Below are 22,783 nucleotides of genomic sequence, written 5' to 3'. Positions count from 1 at the left end.
CAGCCGGTAGCGCCACCGTAGGGGTACGGCGGTGCTCGGTCCGGCCATCCGGGGTGTGTGACTCCGGGACCGTGAACGGGCGGCCCGGGGTCGGGGGTGGGAGAGCGCTCTCCAAGGACGAGCGTTGCCCGATCCGGCGGCCCTGTCAAGGGGTCCATGGTTCCGGAACCCGGTTCCGCGAGACTTATTTTTCGACGCGTACGAAGCGCACCGGCGGTTGACCTGCTCGTACACCCGAATCCGCTGCAACGATGACTGGAGAGCGCTCTCCAACCACGGACGGTGATCGACTCAGTGACGTGAGAGGCGGAGGTCCTCGACCGCGACGACGGCCGGGCCCGCGCCGAGCGTGAAGCCGAGCTCCCGCAGCCGCGACACCTGTCCCGGGTCGCCGACGCCGCTGACGACGGTCTCCACGCCGGTCGCCGCGACCAGCCGGACCACCGCGTCGACGAGGGCGGCCCGTCGCGGGTCGGTGCCGTCCGCCGGGAACAGCGCCGCGTCCAGTACCAGCCGGGTGAACGGCAACGAGGCCAGCAGGTCGAGCCGGGCGTGCGCGGTGCCGGTGTGGTCCAGGGCGAGCCCGATGCCGATCCCGCGCAGCTCCCGCAGCGCGGCGCGGACCGCGGGGACCACGGCGTCCTCGCCCGCCAGCGCGGCCGGGACGGCGAGGGTCAGGCAGGACGGCGCGACGCCCGCGGCGGCGAGGATGGCGGCGACGTCGTTGGGGAACCCTGGGGCGAGCAGCGCCGAGCGGCTCACGTCGACGGTGAACGAGCGGCCCGGCGGGGTCACCCGGCACGCCTCGGCCAGGGACCAGCGCACCAGGGGCACCGTCAGGTCCGCGACGTCGACCGATGGCCATCGGGCGCACAGGCGCCGCTCGACCTCCGCTCCGTCGCTCAGGCGGGCGATCCGCTCGACGGTGAGCTCGACCCGGCCGGCGCTGATCGCGGCGCGGAGCTCGTCGGCCCGCTGCGCGGGGGTGGCGAGCAGCCCGGCGAGGTCCGGCGTGTACCGGGCGTGCCGGCCCTTCCCGCGCTGCTTCGCCGCGTACATGGCGATGTCCGCGTGCCGCAGCAGCGCCTGCGGGTCGTCGTCGCGGGACACGCCGACGCTCGCGGTGACGGTCATCAGGTGCCCCTGCGTCGTGACCGGGTTGGCGAGCTCGGCGAGGATCCGCTCCGCGACCTCGCCGGCGGCGAGATCGTCCGCGCCCGGCAGCAGCACCGCGAACTCGTCGCCACCGAGCCGGGCGACCAGGTCGCCGGGGCGCACGGCGGCGCGCAGCCGGCGGCCGACCTCGATGAGCAGACCGTCGCCGATGTGGTGGCCGAGGGTGTCGTTGACGGTCTTGAAGTCGTCGAGGTCCACCAGGATCGCCGCGCCGGAGAACGCCGCGTCGAGGGTGTCGTTGAACAGCGCCCGGTTCGGCAGGCCGGTGAGCGCGTCGTGGGTCGCCTGCTCGTGCAGCAGCCGCTGGTGCTCCCGGACGGTGCCGAGCAGCGCGTCGTTGTCCCGGAACGCGAGCAGCTGCCGCAGCACGACAGCGGCCGTCGCGGCCATCGCGCCGGCCAGGACGGGCATGTCGCCGGGGTGCGCGATGAGCAGCAGGTACACGGCGGCGACCGCGAAATAGGGCAGGATGCTGTACGGGCGGCGGCGCCTCGGCGCGGCGGTCACGGTCCGGGCCCGGCGCAGCTGGACGACGCCGGCGAGCCCGACCATCGTCCCCTCGCAGGTGGTGATGATGTCGGAGACCCCGGCGAGCCGGTCGCTCTGCAGCACCGGCACCAGCGCGGAGCCGATCGCACCGAGCAGCACGACCCCGGCCAGGGACTGCAGCGCCAGCATGTCGACGGCGTCGGTGCCGACGAGGATCAGCTTCACCACCGCCAGGACCGCGAGCAGGCAGAGCAGGCTCAGCACGAGCAGGCCGAGCGCGCGCGGCAGGTCGGCGCGGGCGTCGGAGATCGGCTCGAGGACGAACTGCCACAGCGCCGTCGCGGAGCAGACGAGGACCGTCGCGGCGTCGAGACCGAGCCGCAGCCAGTCCCCGCGACTCCGGCTGCGGGTCGGCAGGCGCAGCAGCCCCCACAGGACCAGCAGCAGCGCGACGCTCAGCAGCAGCACCGCGCCGGCGAGCATGGGCCCGGACTTGCGGCCGCCGAGGCTCGCCTCGGTCAGGGGCTTCGTCGCGGGAGCGATGAGCAGCGCGGCGATGCCCATGAGGCGCCAGAAGCGGCGGCCGGCGGGCGCGAGCCGGTCGAGGCGGGACGCCTGGAACAGGAACCACGACGCCACCGCCAGCGACAGCGCCCCGGGCAGCCACCCGAGGATCGTGACACCGTCATACCCCGCGCCGCGGAACACCGCGAAGCCGAGGGCGACGCAGAAGAGCGGGGCGTAGATCAGCAGCAGCCGGCGGACACCGTCGGCCAGCGTGCCAGCGCGCCGCTCCGGCTCGTCCAACAGCTGACCTCACCGCCTCGTCCTGTGCCGGTGTTTCCCGGCCGACGTCTTGTTCGGCCGGTGTGGTGCCGAGCTGAGCGGTATCGCGTGCGGACAGGGTAGCGTTCGGTCACCGCTCACGTCGATGCTCGCGCTGCCGATGGTTGGGTATGCGTCTGCTGCGCCGGCTCGCTCCCCCTCGACCGCTCGGCGGGCGGATCCGCTGGCTGTTCGTGATCTTCGGGGTGTTCAACCTCCTCACGGTCCTGCCCCGCACGCTCGGCCGGGTCGAGGAGCCGCTGCCGCACCGGCTGCCGGCCGCCGTCGCCGCGCTCGCGCTCGCCGCGTGGTGGCTGCGGCAGTACCGCAGGGGCACGTTCCCGCCGTGGATGATCCCGGTCGAGGGGCTCGCCATGCTCACCGTCGCGCTCGGCATGCGCGACTGGGTCGGCACGCTGGGCCTGCTGTTCGTGTTCGTGTCGTTCCGCGGGCTGTACGGCACCTGGCGGCACGTGCTGGCGTTCACCCTCGTGGTGTTCGCCGCGGCGGTCGCCGGGGTCGCGCTCACCGAACCGTCGGCGGTCGTGCCCTTCCTGCAGCAGGCGCCCGGCGTGCCGCCCCTCGCCCTGTTCACGGCGGTGGTCGCGGAGTCGACCCGCCGGCAGGAGCGGGCCGCCGCCCGGGAGCGGGTGTTCTCCCGGCTCGGCTCGACCCTCGCGACCACGTCCGACCGGGAGGCGATCCTGCGGCACTGCGCCGAGTCGGCGGTCGACCTCCTGGACGGGGTGCCCGGCGCGTGGGCCGTCACCGTCGTCGACGGTCTCGTGGTCACGGCCGCCGGTCCTGTACCGGTCGAGCTCCTGTCCGGCCCGGTGCACGGGCGGACCGCCGGCGGGACGACGATGCCGCTGCGGTCCGACAAGCAGCACTACGGCGACCTCCTCGCCGGCGGCGCCGCGGGCGGTGCCCCGGCCGAGGTGCGCCCGTCGCTGGAGACCCTCGCCGCGCAGACGTCACTCGGCCTGATCAACGCCGAGCACGCCGCCGACCTGCACTACCAGGCGTTCCACGACCACCTCACGGGGCTGGCGAACCGGTCACTGCTGCGCGAGCACCTCCAGCACGCCCTGGCCCGCGCCCGCCGCGGCAGCCACGTCGCGGTGCTCCTGCTCGACCTCGACGGGTTCAAGCAGGTCAACGACACCCACGGGCACGCGGCCGGCGACCAGCTGCTCGCCGCCGTCGCCGCCCGGCTGCGCGACGGCATCCGCGGCGCCGACACCGCGGCCCGGCTCGGCGGCGACGAGTTCGCCGTCGTCCTGGACGGCATGGACGCCGTCGGCGACGCGGTCGTCGTCGCGGACCGGCTCCTCGCCGCCGTGCAGGCGTCGGTCAGAGCCGCCGGCACCACGCTGCTGCCGCGGGCGAGCATCGGGGTCGCGTGCTGGAGCGGGCACGCGGAGATCGACGCGCTGCTGCACGACGCCGACACCGCGATGTACGCGGCGAAGACCGCCGGCAAGGGCAGGGTCGCCTCGTTCGAGTCCGCCGGCGTGCAGCTGCAGCCTGCGGCACTGCACGTGGCCGGCTGACCGCGAACCGCCACTGGCAGGTTTGTTTCACATTCTTGCATTGACCGATGTGATGCTCCGGGGGAACACTGGCCGGAATCGGTGACAACGATGTCACCATCCGGCCGCCACCGGGAGTGTCCATGAGAAGTCTCATCCCCCGTCCGAACCGGCTCCTGCTCGCCGCCGCCGCACTCGTGCTGGCCGCGGCGGGCCTGAGCGCTCCGTCCTCCGCCGCCGTCCCCGGCGACGGAGCCCCGTCGTTCAAGATGCCCGCCGACGACGCCGCACGCGGCCTCGTCTACGGCGGGTTCAAGGCAGGCACCGGCCGATGCGCCGGCCTCCTCGAGGTCAAGGCCGTCCCCGGCGCCTGCACCCACGGCCCGGACGCCCCCTTCCAGGGCCTGGACGTGAAGCAGTCCGTGGCGCCCCTGTCGGGGCTCGCGGTCAACCCGTTGAGCGTCGTCTGCGACGGCGACGGCGTCTCCGGCAACCGCGTGCAGGTGCTGTACGTGCGCGGCTCCGGCAACGCCGACCGGTACAACCAGTACCTCGCCTCGATCCGCACCTGGTCGTCGCAGGTGGACGACATCTACAGCGCGTCCGCCGCGCAGACCGGTGGGACGCGGCACGTCCGGTACGTCACCGACAGCGGCTGCAACATCGCGGTGTCGAACGTCGCGATCGCCAACAGCGCCCTGAGCGACTTCGGCAACTCCGTCAACGCGATCAAGGCGCTCGGCTACAACCGCACCGACCGCAAGTACCTCATGTACGTCGACGCCACGGCACTGTGCGGCGTCGCGTACGTGACCCTCGACGACCGGCCCGGACAGGACAACGCCAACAACTCCGGCGCGTCCTTCAGCCGGGTCGACTCGGGCTGCTGGTCGGCCGGGCCGGCCGCGCACGAGCTGACCCACGCCATGGGCGCGGTGATGGGCTCGTCGCCGAACCACACCGCGTACGGCCACTGCACCGACGACTACGACATCATGTGCTACAACGACGGACCCGGCACGGTCATGCGGATCGTCTGCGCCGACCAGGCCCAGGACAACCGCCTGGACTGCAACAAGAACGACTACTTCCACACCAACCCGCCCGCCGGGTCCTACCTGGCGACGCACTGGAACACCGCCAACAACCGCTTCCTGATCGCCGGCGGCGGGGGCGGCGGCACGGGTGGCCCGCTCACCCTGGTCGGCGTCGGCAAGTGCGTCGACGTCAACGCGGGCGCGACCGCCAACGGCACCAAGGTCCAGATCTGGTCCTGCAACGGCACCGGCGCCCAGCAGTGGACGCTCCCGGGCGACGGCACCGTCCGCGCGCTCGGCAAGTGCCTCGACGTGAGCGCCAGCGGCACCGCCAACGGCACCAAGGTCCAGCTGTGGGACTGCAACGGCACCGGCGCCCAGCAGTGGACGTACGTGTCGGGCAGCCAGGCACTGCGCAACCCGCAGTCGGGCCGCTGCCTGGACGACCCCGCCGCCAGCACCACCGACGGCACCCAGATGCAGATCTGGGACTGCAACGCCTCCAACGCGCAGCGCGTCACCCTTCCGTAGTTCCCCGGCGGTCCATCGCGACGCGCCACCGCCGGTCCGGCATCCGCTGTCCGTCAGCACTCCGGTACCGACGGAAAGTGGCCGACGCGATGACCGGTGGGAACGGGACAGACCCGCAGCACGTCCGGAGCGGGGTCCGTGGCGACGGCTGACGCGCCACGCGACCCCGCTCCGGTGACGGGGTGCCGGGCCGGCTCCGCTGCTGCCCACATCCCCGCCACCGGGCGGGAGGCGCCACCCGCCGGCCACCGCGACGGGTCCGGCGGCCTGCTGCGGCTGCCGGACCCACTGCGCGCGCGGCGGCAGGTCGAACGCGACCTGTCCAGCGGCGGCGAGGCCGACGTCGTGCCGGCCCGGGGCGGGGCCGCGGCCCGGCGGCATCGTCCCCGTCATCGTCGGGACGACGCGACGGGCACGGCTCAGCGGGACCCGGCGGCCGGGCGGTCCAGGTCGGGGTCCTCGGCGGTGTCCTCTGTGGCGTCCGCCGCGGCGGGGTCCGTCTCCAGGGCGGCGAGGCGCCGTTCGGCGACGCCGGCGACCGACTCCGGGGTGCTCCCGGCGGTGAGGGCCGCGTCGCTGAGCACGGTGAGCTCCGACTCGAACAGCCGAGCCAGGAGTTCCCGCTGCCGCGGCGACAGTTCGTTCGACATCGCACACCGAGGCTAACAGGGGCGGCGCCCGCCGACGGGCCGCGCCGCGGGAAATCAGGTGAGGACGCCATGACCACGGACCCCGACGATCTCGACCGCCGCATCGCGGACCTGCGTGCCCGGCACCGCGACGCGCCGCCCGGCGACCAGCTCACCGCCGGGCTCGCCGACGAGCTCGGGCGGCTGCTGATCGTGCGGTACGCCACCCGCGACGGCCTGGTCGAGGACCGTGATGACGCGATCGCCCTGCTCACCGGGGCCCTGGCCGTGGCGGTGCCGCACGAGCGGGAGGTGATGACCCGCGCGGCGCTCGGCGTGTCACTGTTCCTGCGAGCGATGCCCGCGCACCTCGGCCCCGACCCGGACGGCTCGGCGCTGCTCGGGTTCGTGACGGCGATGATGAGCGGCGCGTTCGACGACCCGGCGCGGCTCGCGGACCGGGAACGCGCCGCCGCGCAGATGGACTGGATCGTCGAGCGCGAGCCGCCGGAGTCCGCCGCCCGGCAGCACGCGCAGCTGCTGCTCGCCATGCTGCGGCTGTTCGGCGCGTCCGGGCCCGAGGCGATGCTGCGGGCGGCGATGGCGCTGCCCGCCCTCGCCGGTGACCTCGGCACCCAGCAGCGGGCGCTGCTCGACGCGCTCACCGTCACCGTCCAGCCGGCCGCGCCCGAGCAGCGGGTCGCGGCGTACGACGCGCTCCTGCCGCACCTGCCGGCGAAGCACTGGCTCCGGCCGCTGATCGGCGCCGAGAGCGTCCTCGCGATCGCCGAACGCGGCCACGACGCCCGGCTGCCGGAGACCCTCGCCGACCTGTCACCGGTCCTGCACGAGCACCTCGACGCCGTCGGCGACGACCACCCCGACCGGGAGCTGATCGTGCGGCGGCTCGCCGGGATGCTGGTGTCGTCGGCGGCGTACACGTCCGACCCCGCCGACATCGCCCGCGCGGTGCGCCTCGCCGACGAGCTCGTCGCGGACGCGCCCGACGACCCGGTCGCGGCGGGCAAGGACCGGTACCTGCGGGCGATGACGCTGACGTTGCGCGGCAGGCTGCACGACGACGACACCTACCTGCGCGCCGCCGTCGACGACCTGCGGATCGCGATCGACGCGGTGCCCGGCGACGACGAGCTCGCACCGGCGATCGCCGGTGCCCTCGGCGCGCTGCTCAACGACCGGCACCTGCTGCGCGGTGTCAGGGCCGACGCCGACGCCGGCCGGCGGTTCCTGGACCTGGCCCGGGCCGCCCTCGACCGGCACCGCCCCACCGCGGACACCACCATGCTCGACGTGGCCGGGCTGCTGTCGCGGACCACGGCCGCGATCCAGCGGCGCGACGCCGACGACCTGGACGCCCTCGTCGACGAGCTGGGCGCCTTCCTGGACACGCTGCCCGACGGGTACCCGTGGCGGTCCAGGCTCGACGCCTCGCTGGGCCTCGCGCACCTGACCGTCGGCGTCGTCCGCCACGACCTGACACGGCTGCGGACCGGCACGGCGCTGCTGCGGCGTGCCGGCGACGACCTCGCCGTCGAGGTCTCCGGACGACCGGCGCTGCAGGCCGTCGGCGCCGTCGGCGCGCTCGTGGAAGGCCTCTTCGACGGCGACCCGGACGCGCTGTCCACCGCCGAGGCCCGCCTCGACGACGCCGCCGGCAGCGGGTGGCTGCCGGCGACCGACCGGGTCGCCCTGGCCTCGATGCGGGCGCACGTCTCGGTGCTCCGCCACGACCTCCACGGCGACGTGGCCGACCTGCGGGCCGGCATCGTCGGCTTCGAGCGGATCAAGGCCGGTCTCCTCGCGGGTACGGCCGGGCATCCCTTGGCGGCGCACGTGCACGCGCTGCTGGCCGACGCGTACCGCACCGCCGGCGACATCGGCAGCGCCGTCCACAACGGTCTGACGGCGCTGCGCCGCACCGGCGACGACGTGCTGCTGCAGAGCGGCGCCGGTCACGGGGTCGACGCCGCCCGCGACGCCGCCGAGCTCGCCCTGCGCATCGCCGGCTGGTGCCTCGACGACTCCGCCGACGCGTCCGCGAACCGTTCTGACCCCGCGGCGCTCTCGGACCCCGCGGCGCTCTCGGACCCCGCGGCGCTCTCGGACCCCGCGGCGCTCTCGGACCCTGCGGCGCCTCTTGACCGCTCGACGCCCGCTGAGCCTCTTGACCGCTCGGTGTCGGCGGCCCGGCTGGACCGGGTGGTGTCCGCGGAGCGGCTGGACCAGGCCGTGGAGGCGTTGGAGCTCGGGCGGGGGCTCGTCCTGCACGCCGCGACCGTCGCCACCACCGTGCCCGGGCTGCTGCGCGCCGCGGGCCACGACGACCTGGCGGCGGAGTGGGAGACCGGTCCGGCCGAGCCTGCGCCGTGGCCCGTCGCACCCGGCCCGGCCGCCGGCGCCGCCGTGGGCCGGATCGTCGACGGGCTCGTCGGCGTGCCGACGGACCTGCGGCCGCGGGTCCTGGCCGCCCTGCACCGGGCCCGCGGCGACGCGCTGGCGGCCGCCCCCACGACGGCCGAGATCGCCGCGGCGGTGCGGGCCGTCGACGCCGACACCCTCGTGTACCTCCTGCCCGGCGACGCCACCCGCGCCGGCCGGCTGCTCCTCGTCCCCGCCACCGCACCCGTCGTGCAGGTGCCGGCCCCTGCCCTGCTCGCGGACGCCGGGCCGCTCACCACGTTCCTGGCCGCGCACGACACGACGGCCGGGCGGTCCCCGCGTACCCGCGACCTCGACGCGACGGAGCCCCCCGGCACTCCACAGTGGACCACGCAGCTGGCGGGCGTGTGCGGGTGGGCGTGGGACGCGGTCATCGCACCGCTGCTCACCCACCTGGGACCCGCGGCGCCCGGCCGCCCCCACCGGCTCGTCCTCGTGCCGACCGGCGGCCTCGGCCCGGTGCCGTGGCACGCCGCCCGCACCGAGGGCCCCCGGTTCGCGGGCGAGTCGTTCGCGTTCTCCTACGCGGCCTCGGCCCGGCAGCTCACCGGCGTCGCCGCGCGCCCCGCGGTGCCCGCCACCGGCGCCGTGACGCTCGTCGGCAATCCCACCGGCGACCTGGAGTACGCCACCGCCGAGGTCGACCTACTGCGGCGGTACTACCCGGCGGCCACCGTCCTCGGCCGCCCGGCACACCCCGCCGGCCCGGACGACGTGCTCCGCTCGATCACCGCCGAGACCGCGCTGCTGCACCTCGCCTGCCACGCCCGCGCCGGCGCGACCCCCGACACGTCCCATCTCGCACTCGGCGCCGGCGTGTCCCTCTCGGTGTCCACCGTCCTCGCCGCCGCCCAGCGCCGCCCCGCCTCCGCCGCCGGTGGCCTCGTCGTGCTGTCCGCCTGCGCCAGCGACCTCACCGGCGCCATCCACGACGAGGCACTCACCCTCGCCACCGCGTTCCTCGCCGCGGGCGCGGTCAGCGTCGTGGGCTCCCGCTGGCCGGTCGACGACCGGACCACCGCCTGCCTGATGGTGATGTTCCACCGCTTCCGCACCACCGGCGCCCTCCGGGACCGCGACGCTCTGCGCGCCGCGCAACGCTGGATGCAGGACCCGGACCGCGACGTCCCACCGGAACTCGCCGCCGTCGTCCCCGCCGACCCGGCCGCGCTCGCCGCTCCGTCGGCCTGGGCCCCCTTCACCCACCACGGCCGCTGACCCCACCGTCCCGCCCGCACGGCGGCCGGCATCGCGGCAGCACAGGATCGGGCGGGTCAGCCCGCGCAGCCGGCGAAGCGGTCCGGACGCCGGGAACGGTCACCCGCGCGGCCCGAAGAGGCGGGGCGGGAATCCGGGCCGGAGCCCAGGGCCGGAACGCGGGGCCGGACGCGGCGCGAGGCCGGACGCGGCGCGAGGCCGGACGCGGCGCGAGGCCGGACGCGGCGCGAGGCCGGACGCGGCGCGAGGCCGGACGCGGCGCGAGGCCGCCGGCGGTTGCCCGGCCTCGGCGAACACGGAGACGGCGGCTAGGAGGGCCGGCCCGGGTCGAGGAACGCGGGAAGGGCTTCGATGATCGTTTTTGCGGCGGGGTGCCGCGGGGGCAGCGCCGCCATGGCGGCGTGGAGGTGGGCGACGGCGGACGGGAGGTCGGTGAGGTCGGTGTCCCAGCCGCCGTCGTCGAGGCGGTGCCGCAGCAGCAGCGCGACCGCGAGCACGAAGTGGTCGACGCCCGTGGTGGCAGGGTCGTGGCCGTCGGCGCCGTGCACGACGGCGGTGGCGAGTGCGACGAGGTCGTCGACGCGGTCGCTGCCGGGCGTGGGGGTGGCCGGGTGCAGCAGCGCCGCGGCCGGCAGGTGGGCGGCCGCCGGGGTGTCCGCCTCGACGGCGTCGCCGGTGAGCGATGTCAGGGTGTCCAGCAGCGCGAACCGCAGCGCGCCGACGTCTGCCGGGGAAGCGGGACGGGTGCGCACCGGGAGCCTCCCGAACGGGTCACTGGCCACTGTGGACGTACCCCGACCAGGCGACCGCCCGCGCGGGGTCGGTCTCGGACAGGTGGCGGAGCAGCCGGCCCGGCATCCGCGGTGGCGGGGTCCGGCCGGCGTCGAGCATCCACAGCTGCGCGCGGTGCAGGGCGTCCCAGGCGGGGCGGCGCTCGGCCATGAGGAAGTGGTGGAACATGAACAGCAGCAGGGACGCGGCGCGGTCGGGGACGTGCCACCGCGCGGACAGCACCGACCGCACCCCGCCGGCGAGGAACGCGGTGCCGAGGCCGGCCGCCTCGTCGTGGCCGGCGCCGCAGGCGGCGAGGACCACGAGCGCGATCGCCCGGTCCGGCGCCCCGGCCAGGGCGGCGCCGACCTCCCCCGCGGTGAGCCGCCCGTCGCCTGCGCCGGGTGCCGGCGCGGCGAGGGCGAGGTGAGCGGGGGCGCCGTGGCAGGCGAGGTGCAGCACGGCGCCCGCGGCGGGACGGGTGTCGGTGAGCCAGTCCCGCACCTCGGCGGCGGTGCCGGGCCCGGAGCGGGCGGGACTGCCGTCGGCGCGGCGGCCGACGTACCGCGCGCCGGGATAGAACACGCGGTGCACGGCGCACGCCTCGGCGCGGGCCCCGGGCAGCGCGGGACCGGCGGTGGCCGGGTCGCCGACCACGAGCCCGACGGGCGCGACCGGCACCGGGGCGGCGGCGGCCGACCCGCACAGCATCCCGGCGGACAGCGCGTGGGAGAACGCCGCCGCCTGCACCGCGTAGCGGCCGTTGTGGTGGGCGGCCTGCCACGGTACCCGCGAGAGACCCCCCATCGCGACGAGCACGACACGGTGCGGGCGGCCGGACGGCGGTGGCAGCGACGGCAGGAACCGTTCGACGAGCGGGCCCATCGCGACCCTCCACGCCCAGCCGCCGAGCATCTCGAGCCCGTCCGCCGCGGGTGCGCCGGCGTCATGGAGGCCGGGCAGGGCGATGCAGCTCGGCCGGCCACCGCCGGCGGCGATCATGACCGCCCAGCCGGGCGTCGGCGGCGCGCCGGGCACGAGGTAGACGAGGGCGTCGGCGTCCAGCGCGCCCAGTACGTCCCCGATCTCCGGCAGTGCCGGTGGGTCGGGCGGCTCCGCCCGGCCGCCGCACATCACGTCGAGGATCTCCTGGCGCAGGGCGGCCGGCTCCCGGCCGGGCGCCGACATCCGCCATCGCAGCGCCAGGTCGCGCCGGCGGGCCGCGTCGAGCGTGGCCGGCACGTCGCGGTAGCGGGTCGCGGCCAGCAGCGCCAGGCCGCGGCCCGTTTCGAGGGCCCGCACCGCCGCCGCCGGGTCGCCGCTCGCCAGCCAGGACCGGGCCAGGTCCAGGCAGCGCCGCTCGGCGTCGCGGGCGAGCGCGGCCGCGCCGGCCGCGTCCCGTTGCAGCAGGATGCCGGCGCCGCGCCGCCGGAGACCGTCCAGCGCATCAGGCCGCGCATCAGGCCGTCTCGCCGGACCACGATGAGCACCACCCGCCGAAGCACCGCCGGCAAAGGCACCACCCGCCAAGGCACCGCCGGACGGAGCACCGTCCACCAGGGCACCGCCCGCCGAGGCACCGGCCGCCGAGGCACCGCCGGCCGGAGCGCCATCGGCAAGGACACCGCCGGACGGAGCACCGGCCGCCGGGGCGCCGCCGGCCGGGACACCGCGCTTGCGGAGGCCGCCCGCGACGGGGCCGGCGTTCAGCGGGCGGGCGAACCAGGCGCTGGGCCGGGTCGCGGGGCGGGCCGTGCGGCCGCGCGGGTCGTCGGGTGCGCCGGTCATCGTTCGCCTCCTCGTGGGATGCGGGCCCGCCGTCGCGATGGCAGGTCCCGCCGCGGCGCGGTCCCGGGGTGCGGGAGCGCGGGCCGGCGTGGGTGGTGCCGGCGGGCAGGTCGGTCTCGCCGGGTCAGCGGAGACGGTCGCCGAGGATGTCGAGGACCGTCTCGGTGATCCGCCCGACGGTCGCCTCGTCGGCGACGAGGGCCGCGGCCCGTTCGGCGTCGCCGGGGGTGGTGCCGGGGGTCAGGTCCATCTCCTCGGCGCCGCTGCCGCCGCTGAAGACGGTGCGCAGGACGGCCGCGACGACGGTACGCGGGTCGTGCCCGAGACGGATCCGGCGCTCGATCGCGTCGACCGCACCCGCGGCGAGCTCGACCAGGTGCGCGTCGGCGCGCTCGTGCGGCTCGGTGAGCGCGAGCTGCGGCAGCTCGGCCGGGTGGTCGGGGTCGGTGCGCGGGGCGGACAGCACGGGCGCCTGCTTCCTGCCGAGCGGGCGCTCGACGAAGTTCGCGAACCACATCGGGCTCTGCCGCATCGCCGCGAGGACCGTCTCCACGTCGGTGAGGACGTCGGCCTCGTCGACGCGGGCCTCGCCGGTGGTGAGGGCCCGCTGCCCGGCCCAGGCGCCGAGCGGCCAGACGCCGGTGCCGGCTGTGGACGGCACGCCGACCCAGACGAGGATGTCGACGGCGAGGGCGGTGAGCCAGGGGTCGTCGCCGAGTGCGGTCGCGAGCCAGCCCGGCATCCGTGGGCGTTGCAACGCGCCCCGCTCACCGCGGCGGCGCCGGTGGGCGTCGACGGTGGCGGCGTTGAGCCGTCTGGTGATCCAGCCGTCCAGGTTGTGGATCGGCACCTTCGCGTTGCGCAGCAGATCGTCCAGGACCGCCTCGACGTCGTCCTGGAAACGGTCCAGGCAGTCGGGGCGCAGGCCGGTGACAGACGCGGCGCAGCCGGGGTGGCCGCGTCTGATCTCGAAGCCCCGGGTCATCCGCTGGAAGACGACGGGCCACACGATGTCGTACGCGCCGCCGGTGAGCCTTGCGTACTCGGGGCCGCTCACCGACTCCGCATGCTCCGCGAGCACTCCACGGCGGGCCATGTCCCGCACCAGATCCGCCGACTCGAGCACTGTGTTACTCCTTCCGGGTGGATTGCCGTCAGCCTGCCGCAGGGATATGGCGGCGGCAAAGCCCGGTACGCAAAAGATCCCACCCCAGGGGAGCAACGAAAGGCGTTCGGCCGATGCCGCCGCCCGGTCGTTCCCGCGGCCGTCTGTTCGGCTGCCCGAACACGACCGATATCATTACCTGTGTCCTCCCGAACCATTGGCCAGATACGGGCCGACGTCCTCCGGCCGGATCACGCGAATCGGCGCGACTGGACATCCACTGGCCATCGAGTGGCGCTGCGTAAAAATGCGCACATTGACTTCGGCAACGACCGGGCGGGATTTTCCGGCGCTAGGCTGACCGGGCCTCGCAGCGGCCGGGAACGCCGAAGGGAGAAACACGGTGTCGGCCGAAGATGATCTCGTTCAGGAACTCGTCGCCGTCCGGCGCGGGTGGGGGTTGCGCGACCGCAGCCTCGGCCGGCGGACCGGGCCGCACCTGCGCCGGGCCTGCGGCATCCGGGAGAGCGCCGACGACCGTGAGGTCCACGACCGGGTCCGGTCCTGGCTGACGGCGTTCGCCGACGAGCTGCCGCCGGAGCTGGCCAGGGCCGTCGTGGTCGCGTTCGCGCTGGACCGGGACCGGCAGTATCGGCAGCTGACCCAGCGGGTCGCGTATCTGGCCGCGGAGCAGTCGTGCGCGCCGAGGACCGCCCGCCGCCGGGTCGACCACGCGACGAGGCTGCTGGCGCGGGCGGCGCTGCGGGAGCGGCCGGCCGACGGCCCCGACCCGTTCGCCGGCTGGCGGCTGCGCTCGGTGCGCACCGTCCTGCGCCTGGACACGGCGCTGCCGGAGCTGCACGAGACGTGCGTCGTCGTCGGGTCCGGCGGGCGGGGGTCGGCGCGCCTGCCGGTGCTGCACGAGTCGCGGGTCGCGGAGGTCGCCGCGCCGGACCGGGTGACGCGCCCGCACTACACGCTGCTGCCGTCGGTGCCGTGCGACCACTTCGACCTGGAGATCAGGTTCCGGCCGGGGCACCGGCCGGCGGTCGTGTGGCGGCTCGACGCGGTGCCGCCCTGGTCGCTGGACGCGGACCTGCCCCGCGAGCATCCCCTGGAGCCGGACGGGGCCGGCGAGGTCCGGATCGTCTTCGGCGGGCTGAAGCAGCGCCACGCGTACGGGCTCACGTGGGACTAAAGAAGATCCATCCGTGAATCGCTGAAGAGTGTCAATGTGCCGCCGCTCCGCGCTCGGAAGGCTGTCTGCGTACCCCCCGAGCAGGTGAGGAGCGCAGGATGCCGACCCTTCGACCAACGATCGTCCCCGAGCCGGAGCCGCCGTTCGTGGATCTGGAGCAGCTGGCGAGCGAGGTGATCAACGGCGCGGTCGAGCCTGCGACCCGGCGGCTGCTGAACGCCGCGTCCGGTGGCGATCCGGTGCTGCTGCGCGCGCTGCTGGCCTGCGGGCTCGGCGACGGCACCCTGACCCGTCATGAGGGCCGCTGGCGCTGGGCGGCGGGCATGTCCCGGGCGGGGCGGGTCACCGGCCTCGTCGAGGCCCGCGCCACCGCGATGCGCGACGAGCAGCTGGCCGCGTTGCGCACCGTCACCGCCGGCTGGGCCGAGCCCTTCGCGGTCGTCACGCAGATCATCGGTGACCGGCCGGCGCCGGAAGGGGCGGCCGCGCCGCTGGGGCTGACCCGGCGGGAACGCGAGGTCCTGGTGATGCTCGGCAACGGCGCCAACACCCGCGCGATCGCCCGGCAGCTGTGCCTGTCGGAGCGGACCGTCGCGAAGCACCAGGAGCGCCTGTACCGCAAGCTGGGCACCTCCGACCGGCTCACGACGGTCCTGCGGGCGCAGCGGCTCGGCCTGCTGCGCCCGGCCGCCGACCCCTTCGACCAAGAGGACGCCTGACAGCCCACCAGGCGACGAGGACGCCTGACAGGACCAGGCGAAGAGGACGGCTGACGGCGGCGGTCCGGGCATCCCGTGGAAGGGGCGCCCGGACCGCCGGTCCATGCATCCGGTCAGGAGATCTCGCCCGGCCGCGGGTCCGTGTCGAGGTCGAGCCCGACGGCGGCGGTGGCGCGGCCGTTCAGCACGAGGGTCACCGGCCGGGCCTTCTGGTCCAGGACGACGAACTCGGTGGTGGTGTTGCCGTGCAGGGCGGCCTTGACCTGGGCGACGACGGTCTCCTCGTCCTTGTCGTCGATCGTCCACTCGGTCTCGCCGATGATGAGTCGCTTGTTGCTCATGACGTGTGGTCCCTTCTCACAGCGGTTGGTTCGGGCAGTTAGGACACGGCCTGGACCGTGAACGAGAACGAGAAGTCCTGGGCGCGCCGCAGCGTCCCGTCGGCCGGGTAGCGCCCGACACCGAACTCCTCATGTGCCAGCAGCGACGTGCGGTACAGCCCGATGCTGTCCCCCACGGCGCCCCTGAGCAGCTGATACGCGACGTTGACCAGGACCGCCCCGGCGCCGACGGCACCGACCGCGAGGGCGGCCTGCGGCGCCGCCACCGCCAGGCTCGCCAGCTGCACGCCGGCGGCCTGGACCTCCTGGCCGGTGAGCTGCTGCCGGAGCAGGTCGCTCAGGGCCAGACTGCCGGCCGAGTCCCGGGACACCCACACGGCGATGTCCAGGAAGTCCACCGCCGGGCCGTGGTAGACGAGCATCTGCTCCAACGGCAGCCGGTCGCCGTCCTTGATGTTGGCGAAGCGTTCCGTCTGCGCGGTGTGCACGGGAATCCCGCCGGGGTTCCCGCCGGTCAGCACGACGGCGTCGACGCGGATGTCCGCGCCGAACACCGCCCGGTTCTTGTGCACGACGAGCTCGCCGAGGCGCACCGCGACCGCCCGGGGTGCCAGTCCGCGCGGCGTGAACAGCCGCGCCGACGGGTCCGGCCGGTCGTCGATCTCGAACGCGACGTCCTCGGCGGTGGGCGCGGGCGCGTCGACGACGTCGAAGTCGATGGTCCGCACCATGTACCGCACCTCCGGTCCGGTGTCCGCGAGGTAGTCGCGGGAGCCGCCGACTGCCACCTGACGGACAAGCCGCTCCAGCACCGACCCGGGCCGCCGTGACGGGCCGGGCTTCGCGTCGACGCCTTCCTGCTCGATCACGCCGAGGTTCTGCGGGGCGTCGCACACCAGCGCGATCAGCGTCTCCGGCCGGGCCAGCTGCCCCGGCAGTCCTTCCGGCCATTTCAGCGGCATCCCGGTGAGGACGTCTTCGAGCTGGTCGTGGCCGAACACGTACTCCTTGCCGGGCTCGAGCCGGAAGCCGGCCGGGGCGAACCTGGTCAGCAGCGTGACCTTCGCGGCGACGCCGATGTCGATCAGCGACGCGTAGACGACGGTGTCCCCGTCGTTGCGGATGCGCACGTACGTCCGCTGGCCGGGGTGCAGCACCTCCCCGGCGGCCCGCAGCGGGTGTTCGGTCCGGTCGGCGCCGACCAGGCCCCATTCGACGGTGACGGGCGTGGTCAGCCGGTACGCGGGGTCGTCGCGCAGGCCGCGCAGCGCGGTGGCCCGGGCGACGCGCTCCAGGTCCGCCCGCAACGCCGCGGCCGTGCCCGCCGCGGCGGGACGCGGCGGGTGCAGCGGCCCGGCCCGGTCACAGACGGCGAGCCCGCCGCCGTCGGCGATGACCTCGGCGACCACGTCCTCGTCGGTGTCCGTCGCGGCCCGCACCAGGGTGCTCGCCGCGATCTCGGCCTCGAGCGCGGCGAACACCGCGGCCGTCTGCGGGGTCGGCGCCGGCAGCCGTACGGGCAGCGCCGGCGCCGACGCCCGGGTGCAGAAGGCGCGCGTGCCCAGCGGCACCGCCGTGACGCCCGGCCGGAACGCGACGGCGGCGCCCGCCGCGACGGCGCCGACCCGGTCGACGGTGGCGGTGCCGATCATCGTTGCCGCGTCGGCGGCCTCCGCGGCCGGCGGCATCAGCGCGAACTCGTCCCCGGCCCGCACGCCGAGCAGCGGGGCCACGGCGATGCTGACCCGGTCGGCGACGTGGCCCGGCACGACGCGGAGCGCGCCGAGCCCGGTCTCCTCCCGGGTGTCGAACAGCAGCCGGCGCGCCGGCCCCTCCACCTCGGGACGCTGGCCCACCATGAGCGTGGTGACCCTGCGGTGGACGCGGTCCATGAGGGCGGCCCAGGTGACCGGCAGCTCGCCGGCCTCCGCGAGGGCCAGCACGAACGACTCGGTGAACATGCCGGTCCGCTGGCCGGAGCGGCCGGTGTGCTCGTAGGCGAACTGCTCCGGCGCGCACGCGACCAGGCGCACCGCGTTCCGGTTGCCCAGCGACCGGACCCGTCCGGGTTGCAGCCGGCCGGCGGCGATCTCCCGCCCGTGGTGCGCGACGATCCAGTCGTAGGTGTAGTGCAGTGCCTTGACCCGCAGGTCGGGGTCGCGGGACATGTGCCCGGAGTGGCAGCAGTCGAGCATCACCGCGGCGTTGCCGGTCCGGTCGGTGAGCAGGTCGAGCCGGGCCGAGAGCTCCTCGGACGTGATGCCGCGGAAGTCGCCCTCGGTGGAGTCGTCCAGGTCGTACGGGACGATGAACTGCGTCGGCTGGCTGACCGCGGACGACCCTTCCGGCGGCAGGAGCCGGCCGCCGTGCCCGCTGTAGTAGACGAAGACGGAGTCGTCGGCCGCCGTGTCGGCGATCAGCTTGTCGTACGCCGCGAAGATGCCGGCCCTGGTGGCCTCGGCGCCCTCGCACCGGCGAATGTCGAAACCGCGCCCGGTGAGCGCCCCGGCAATGCTGTCGACGTCATTTCCGACACCGGTGAGACCATTGGTCTGCGAACCGATCAACAATGCTTTCCGCGCCACGAGTGCCCCCTTGGACGGTGACTCGAATGATTCCGCTGCGGACGCTATTACGGCCGCGGGGCACGCGTCACTAGCCGGGGGCTACGTTCATTCACGTATTGCCGAGGACCGTCCTAATCGGTGAACAACTGTGTCCTCGTGGCGACCGCCGCGGCCATTCCGCGATTGTCGACGCCGAGTTTCCGGATGATGTTGGAGACATGGACGCCGGCGGTCGATACCTGGATCGACAGCGCCTCCGCGATCTGTCTGTTGGTCTTGCCGCGGGTCAGCTCGCGCAGCACCCGCCACTCCTGCGGGGTCAGCCCCCAGGGGTCGCGCTGGTGCGGCACCTGCGACGCCGGCGCCGATCCCGCCGCCGGCGCCGGCTCGGCGAGGTCGAGCCGCCAGTTCGCCGCCGTGGCGGTGACCCCGGCGAGCAGCGGCGCGGCGCCGAGCCGCTCCGCGGTCCGGTGCGCCTCGCGGGCCGCCGCGGCCGCGTCGGCGGGCCGGCGGGCCGCCGCCCACGTCTCGGCCGCGCGCCAGTGCGCGTACGCGGCCAGGTACGGCCGGTCCAGGGCGGCCCATGCCTCGGCGATCTCCGTCCACCGCTCGGCGGTCCCGGCGCGCGCGGCCCGGTCCCGCTCCGCGTGGCACAGCCGCAGCCAGGTGCCGCGCTCGGAGCCCGCCGGCGGTGCCGGCTCGACCGTGGCGCACGCGACGAGCTCCGCGACGCGCTGCCCGGCGCTCTGCGGGGTGGGCTCGCCGAGGTCTGCGGCGCGGACGAGGGCGTCGGCGGCGGCGCGCAGGCCGGTGGCGCACAGCCGCAGCAGCGACACGCTGTTCTCGGTGCCGTCGAGCGCGCCGAGCCCGGCGGTCACCGCCGCACCGGCGGCGTCGAGGTCCCGCTCCCAGATCGCCAGCTCCGCGAAGCACCCGTACAGCGGCCCCAGCAGCCGCGGGTCGCCCTTGAGCCCGGCGACCGCCTGCACGGAGGTGAGCAACGCACGCGCCTCGTCGAAGCGGCCCTGGGCGACGTCGATCTCGGCCAGGGTGAGCCGCGGGTAGCGGGTCTGCGGCACCTCCCGGCCGCGTAGCACGGCGCTCAGCATGGCGCGCGCCTCGTCCCACCGCCCGAGCTGCACGAGCGCCGAGCTGGCGTTGTTCGCGAGCACGTCGGCGCCCTTGGTACGGCGCAGGCCGAGCGCGGCGACCCGGGCCAGCTCCTCGCGGGCGACGTTGGCCGCCTCGGCCAGCCGGCCGGCGTGTTCGAGGGCGATGGTGAGGTTCCCGTACGCGCGGTGCAGGTCCTCGAGGTGGTCGACCTCCCGCGCGATCTTCACCGCGGCCTCCAGGTTCGGCACCCCTTCCTCGGGCCGCTCCAGCATGGTCAGCGCGGTGCCCGCCGTGTTGAGCGCGCGGCCCTCCTCGGCGCGGGCGCCGACGGACCGCGCCAGCCCGATCGCCCTGACCGCCTGATCGAGGCCCTCCGTGTAGCGGCCCGCCTGGACCATGACCGTGGCGAGGGCGGCGACGACCCTGGCCGCGACCGCCGTCGGCGGCAGGCCGGACAGGCGGCTGTCGGCGTCCTTGTACGCCGCGTGCGACAGCTCCAGGTCGCCGGCCTCCCACCGGTAGCTGCCGAGCCGCTCCAGCAGCTCACCGGCGCGCCCGGGGTCGGCGGTCCCGCCGACCTCGCCGATCGCCCGGGTGAGCAGTTCGAGGGCGCCGTTCAGGTCGCCGGCCCAGCGGGCGGCCTCCGCCGCGGCGGACAGGACCCGGTCGTGCGGCAGCCCCGCCTGCCGCTCGGCGTCGTCGACCTGGCCCCACAGCGTCAGCACCCGGCTGTACTGCTTCTGCGCCACCCGGAACGCCCGCACCCGCTCCGCCGCCACGGCGGCCGCCACCGCGGACCGCAGCGCCTCCGGGCGCCGCCGCGCCTCGAACCAGTGGTGGGCGAGGTCGGCGGCGGCGGTCGGGCCGTCGACGAGGCTCAGCCCGGGGTAGGCCGAGAGCGCCTCGGCGATCGCCTCGTGCAGGTGCCGGCGCTCCCCGGGCAGCAGATCCTCCAGGACCGCCTCCCGCATGAGCGCGTGCCGGAACGTGTACGTGTCGTCGTCGGTCTGGTCGACGACGAGGACGCGGCCCTTCACGCACCGCCGCAGCGCGCCGTTGAGCGCCCGGCGGTCCAGCTCGCAGACCGCGGCGAGCAGGTCGTGCCCGACGGTCCGGCCGGCGGCCGCGGCGACCCGGAGCACCTCGGTCGCGTCCTCGTCGAGCTGCTCCAGCAGCAGCACCATCGTGTCCGCCAGGGTCCTGGGCAGCGCCTTGAGCTCCAGGTCGTGCAGCACGCCGCCGGCGACGAGCTCCTCGGCGAACAGCGGGTTGCCGTCGGACAGCTCGAAGCAGCGCCGCAGGAACTCCGGGTCGCCGGCCGGCCCGCCCAGGAACTGCCCCAGTTCGTCCTCGGTGAACGCGGGCACCTCGATCTGGCGCACCCTGCGCCGGAACGACGGCTCCGCCATCACCGTCCACAGTGGATGCTGCTGCGGTACCGGCGACCGGAAGCTGAACAGCAGCAGCACCCGCTCGTCCGTCTGCGCCTGGACCAGATACGAGACCAGGTCCAGCGTCGAGGCGTCCGCCCAGTGCAGATCCTCGAAGATCAGCACCGTGGGCGCGTCGCGGCCGAGATGGTCGAGCAGTTGCAGCACCGCGCCGAAGACCCGGGTCTGCGAGTTCGTCTCGGCCGCCGGCCCCTCCGCCCGGCCGGTGCTGGTGAAGCCCGCCAGGAGCTTGTCGATCTCGGCGAACGCGGGGCCGCCGTACCGGGTCAGGTGCTCGGCGCCGCGCTCGCGGACCAGCCGGCGCAGCGCGTCGATCAGCGGCGCGTAGGGCACCACGCCCTCGCCGAGGTTGACGCACCCGCCGGACAGCACGTGGATCCGCGGGTCGCGGGCGGTGGCGGCGCGGACGAACTCGCGGATGAGCCGGCTCTTGCCGACGCCGGCCTCACCGCCGAGCAGCACCGTCGTGGACCGTCTGGCGTCCGCGTCGTCGACGCCCGCGAGGAGCTGCCGCAGCTCGGACCCGCGCCCGACGAAGCCGGCCGCCCGCCCCGCGCCGTCGTGCCGTCCTGTGCCGTCTGCCCGTCCTGTGCCGTCCGCATCCGACATGCCGCCCATCGTGCCCCGGGTCGCACCGGGCTGTCAGCTCGCTCGCCCAGATCGATCCCGTTCGGGTGTCAAGGATCGACCGGAAGCGTCGTGCCGGGGTACCGACACGGCCAGGAACAACCGGATGATCCGGTCCCTGACGGTGGTCGGTCGTCGTCGCCACCGGCGCGCATGGCCTCGACGGCACGCGTGCGGTCGCCGATGATCGCGCCGAGGTCGGCGAGGGCGGCGCCGGCCGTGAGCGCGGTGGTGCAGGCGGTGCCGAGCTCCGCGGTGAGCAGTCGCAGCAGGCGGTCCCTCGCGTCGGCGGGCAGGCCGGGCGCCGGCTGGGTCTCGGGCTGGGTCTCGGGCGGGGTCCCGGGCACCGCGGCGTCCTGGGCCCGGCGGGGCCGGCGCGGGCGGCGGGCGGCGCGGCCGGTCGGGGTGCACGTCCAGCGGCCGCGCATCACACGAAGTCCGCCGGGTCGTACTGCCGGATACCGGCAGGCAGTGCCGTCCGGGCGGGCAGTATCGTGCCGGTGCCGCCGTTGGCCAGGCCGTACCCGGACTGGATCATGCTGGACACGAGGATCTCCTGCATGCCGGTGATCGCCGCCGCCGGTGAGAAGTCCGGCTCCATCATGTAGAGCGACATCCGCTTCGGCCCGGTCGAGGGGTGGATCAGCGACCCCATCACACCCAGGTCCGCGCGGTCGACGCCGCACGGGACGAGGTTCGGAAACGCCGGCGACGAGACGAGGTCCTCGAAGGCCTGGCGCCATATCGTGCCGCGGTCGGTCGGCTCGCCGTCGCTGATGAACCAGACGGCGGGCCGGTGCACGACGTAGCGGTCCGCCTTCAACCGCGCCACGTCGGCCTCGATCTCGCGCCGCAGCACGGTGAACGCCCCCGCGAAGCTGGTCCCGCCGCCGTGCGCGGCCAGGACCGGCAGCTGCAGGCCCGGGGCGAGCAGGTCGCACAGCGGCAACCGGACCCGCGCCTCGTCGGCGAAGTCGATGAGACCGAAGCGGACCCTGTCGGACAGGACCGGATTTCGCGCGAGCGCGTCGACCAGCGCCGGCACGATCCGATTGGCGGCGTCGAGCTTGTGGTCCTGTGTCATTGACCATGACACGTCGATGACCAGGTAGAACGGCAGCAGCTTCGCGCCGGTGTGGTCCATGGTGCGTCCTTTCGTCGGTCCGCGCCCCCGCGGGTTTCCGGAGCCGGGAGCGTGGACGTCGG

15 protein-coding genes are annotated in these 22,783 nt (G+C 75.3%); 5 read left to right on the top strand and 10 right to left on the bottom strand.

The genetic code is table 11. The features are described from left to right. Positions 1 to 291: 291 nt before the first annotated feature. Entirely contained in the window at positions 292 to 2,472 is a 2,181-nt protein-coding gene (locus ABZS58_RS31085) for a diguanylate cyclase (protein WP_354786790.1), read from the bottom strand. A gap of 149 nt (positions 2,473 to 2,621) precedes the next feature. Here ABZS58_RS31085 and ABZS58_RS31080 point away from each other — a divergent pair, with 149 nt between their 5' ends. Beyond that, positions 2,622 to 4,043 (top strand): GGDEF domain-containing protein, encoded by a 1,422-nt coding sequence (locus ABZS58_RS31080; protein ID WP_354786789.1) that lies wholly within the window; start codon positions 2,622 to 2,624, stop codon positions 4,041 to 4,043. A 122-nt stretch (positions 4,044 to 4,165) separates the two neighbouring features. After that, entirely contained in the window at positions 4,166 to 5,590 is a 1,425-nt protein-coding gene (locus ABZS58_RS31075) for an RICIN domain-containing protein (protein ID WP_354786788.1), read from the top strand. A gap of 419 nt (positions 5,591 to 6,009) precedes the next feature. On the opposite strand, the gene ABZS58_RS31070 is transcribed toward ABZS58_RS31075, so the two are convergent. Next, complete coding sequence (locus tag ABZS58_RS31070) at positions 6,010 to 6,240, bottom strand: hypothetical protein (protein WP_354786787.1); 231 nt, start codon at positions 6,238 to 6,240, stop codon at positions 6,010 to 6,012. A gap of 69 nt (positions 6,241 to 6,309) precedes the next feature. Here ABZS58_RS31070 and ABZS58_RS31065 point away from each other — a divergent pair, with 69 nt between their 5' ends. Further along, on the top strand, positions 6,310 to 9,897 hold the full coding sequence (locus ABZS58_RS31065) for a CHAT domain-containing protein (protein ID WP_354786786.1): 3,588 nt from the start codon (positions 6,310 to 6,312) through the stop codon (positions 9,895 to 9,897). 308 nt (positions 9,898 to 10,205) lie between these two features. On the opposite strand, the gene ABZS58_RS31060 is transcribed toward ABZS58_RS31065, so the two are convergent. The 3 genes from ABZS58_RS31060 to ABZS58_RS31050 form a co-directional block, all read right to left on the bottom strand. After that, positions 10,206 to 10,649, bottom strand: coding sequence for a hypothetical protein (locus ABZS58_RS31060; RefSeq protein WP_354786785.1), 444 nt, complete (start codon positions 10,647 to 10,649; stop codon positions 10,206 to 10,208). A gap of 19 nt (positions 10,650 to 10,668) precedes the next feature. Continuing rightward, entirely contained in the window at positions 10,669 to 12,456 is a 1,788-nt protein-coding gene (locus ABZS58_RS31055; protein WP_354786784.1) for a CHAT domain-containing protein, read from the bottom strand. Between the two features lie 124 nt (positions 12,457 to 12,580). Beyond that, positions 12,581 to 13,582: a hypothetical protein gene (locus tag ABZS58_RS31050; protein ID WP_354786783.1), complete on the bottom strand. Its 1,002-nt coding sequence runs from the start codon at positions 13,580 to 13,582 to the stop codon at positions 12,581 to 12,583. Positions 13,583 to 13,964: 382 nt separating this feature from the next. On the opposite strand from ABZS58_RS31050, the gene ABZS58_RS31045 reads away from it, so the two are divergent. Both ABZS58_RS31045 and ABZS58_RS31040 read left to right on the top strand, forming a co-directional pair. Then, positions 13,965 to 14,759: a hypothetical protein gene (locus tag ABZS58_RS31045; RefSeq protein WP_354786782.1), complete on the top strand. Its 795-nt coding sequence runs from the start codon at positions 13,965 to 13,967 to the stop codon at positions 14,757 to 14,759. Between the two features lie 98 nt (positions 14,760 to 14,857). After that, positions 14,858 to 15,478, top strand: coding sequence for a LuxR C-terminal-related transcriptional regulator (locus tag ABZS58_RS31040; protein WP_354786781.1), 621 nt, complete (start codon positions 14,858 to 14,860; stop codon positions 15,476 to 15,478). Between the two features lie 113 nt (positions 15,479 to 15,591). Here the strand turns inward: ABZS58_RS31040 and ABZS58_RS31035 are convergent, their stop codons facing one another. From ABZS58_RS31035 to ABZS58_RS31015, 5 genes are all read right to left on the bottom strand, one after another. Further along, on the bottom strand, positions 15,592 to 15,819 hold the full coding sequence (locus tag ABZS58_RS31035) for a hypothetical protein (RefSeq protein ID WP_354786780.1): 228 nt from the start codon (positions 15,817 to 15,819) through the stop codon (positions 15,592 to 15,594). Positions 15,820 to 15,857: 38 nt separating this feature from the next. Beyond that, positions 15,858 to 18,404, bottom strand: coding sequence for a caspase family protein (locus ABZS58_RS31030; RefSeq protein WP_354786779.1), 2,547 nt, complete (start codon positions 18,402 to 18,404; stop codon positions 15,858 to 15,860). A 113-nt stretch (positions 18,405 to 18,517) separates the two neighbouring features. Then, on the bottom strand, positions 18,518 to 21,559 hold the full coding sequence (locus tag ABZS58_RS31025) for an AAA family ATPase (protein WP_354786778.1): 3,042 nt from the start codon (positions 21,557 to 21,559) through the stop codon (positions 18,518 to 18,520). Positions 21,560 to 21,627: 68 nt separating this feature from the next. Continuing rightward, positions 21,628 to 22,005: a hypothetical protein gene (locus ABZS58_RS31020; RefSeq protein ID WP_354786777.1), complete on the bottom strand. Its 378-nt coding sequence runs from the start codon at positions 22,003 to 22,005 to the stop codon at positions 21,628 to 21,630. Beyond that, positions 22,005 to 22,721: a VWA domain-containing protein gene (locus ABZS58_RS31015; protein WP_354786776.1), complete on the bottom strand. Its 717-nt coding sequence runs from the start codon at positions 22,719 to 22,721 to the stop codon at positions 22,005 to 22,007. The genes ABZS58_RS31020 and ABZS58_RS31015 overlap by 1 nt, the downstream gene beginning before the upstream one ends. Positions 22,722 to 22,783: the final 62 nt, after the last annotated feature.

This window comes from Dactylosporangium sp. NPDC005555, from assembly GCF_040605635.1.
Taxonomy (GTDB): domain Bacteria; phylum Actinomycetota; class Actinomycetes; order Mycobacteriales; family Micromonosporaceae; genus Dactylosporangium.
Note: the sequence above shows the minus strand (reverse complement) of the source record. Positions and strands in the feature narration are given on the sequence as shown.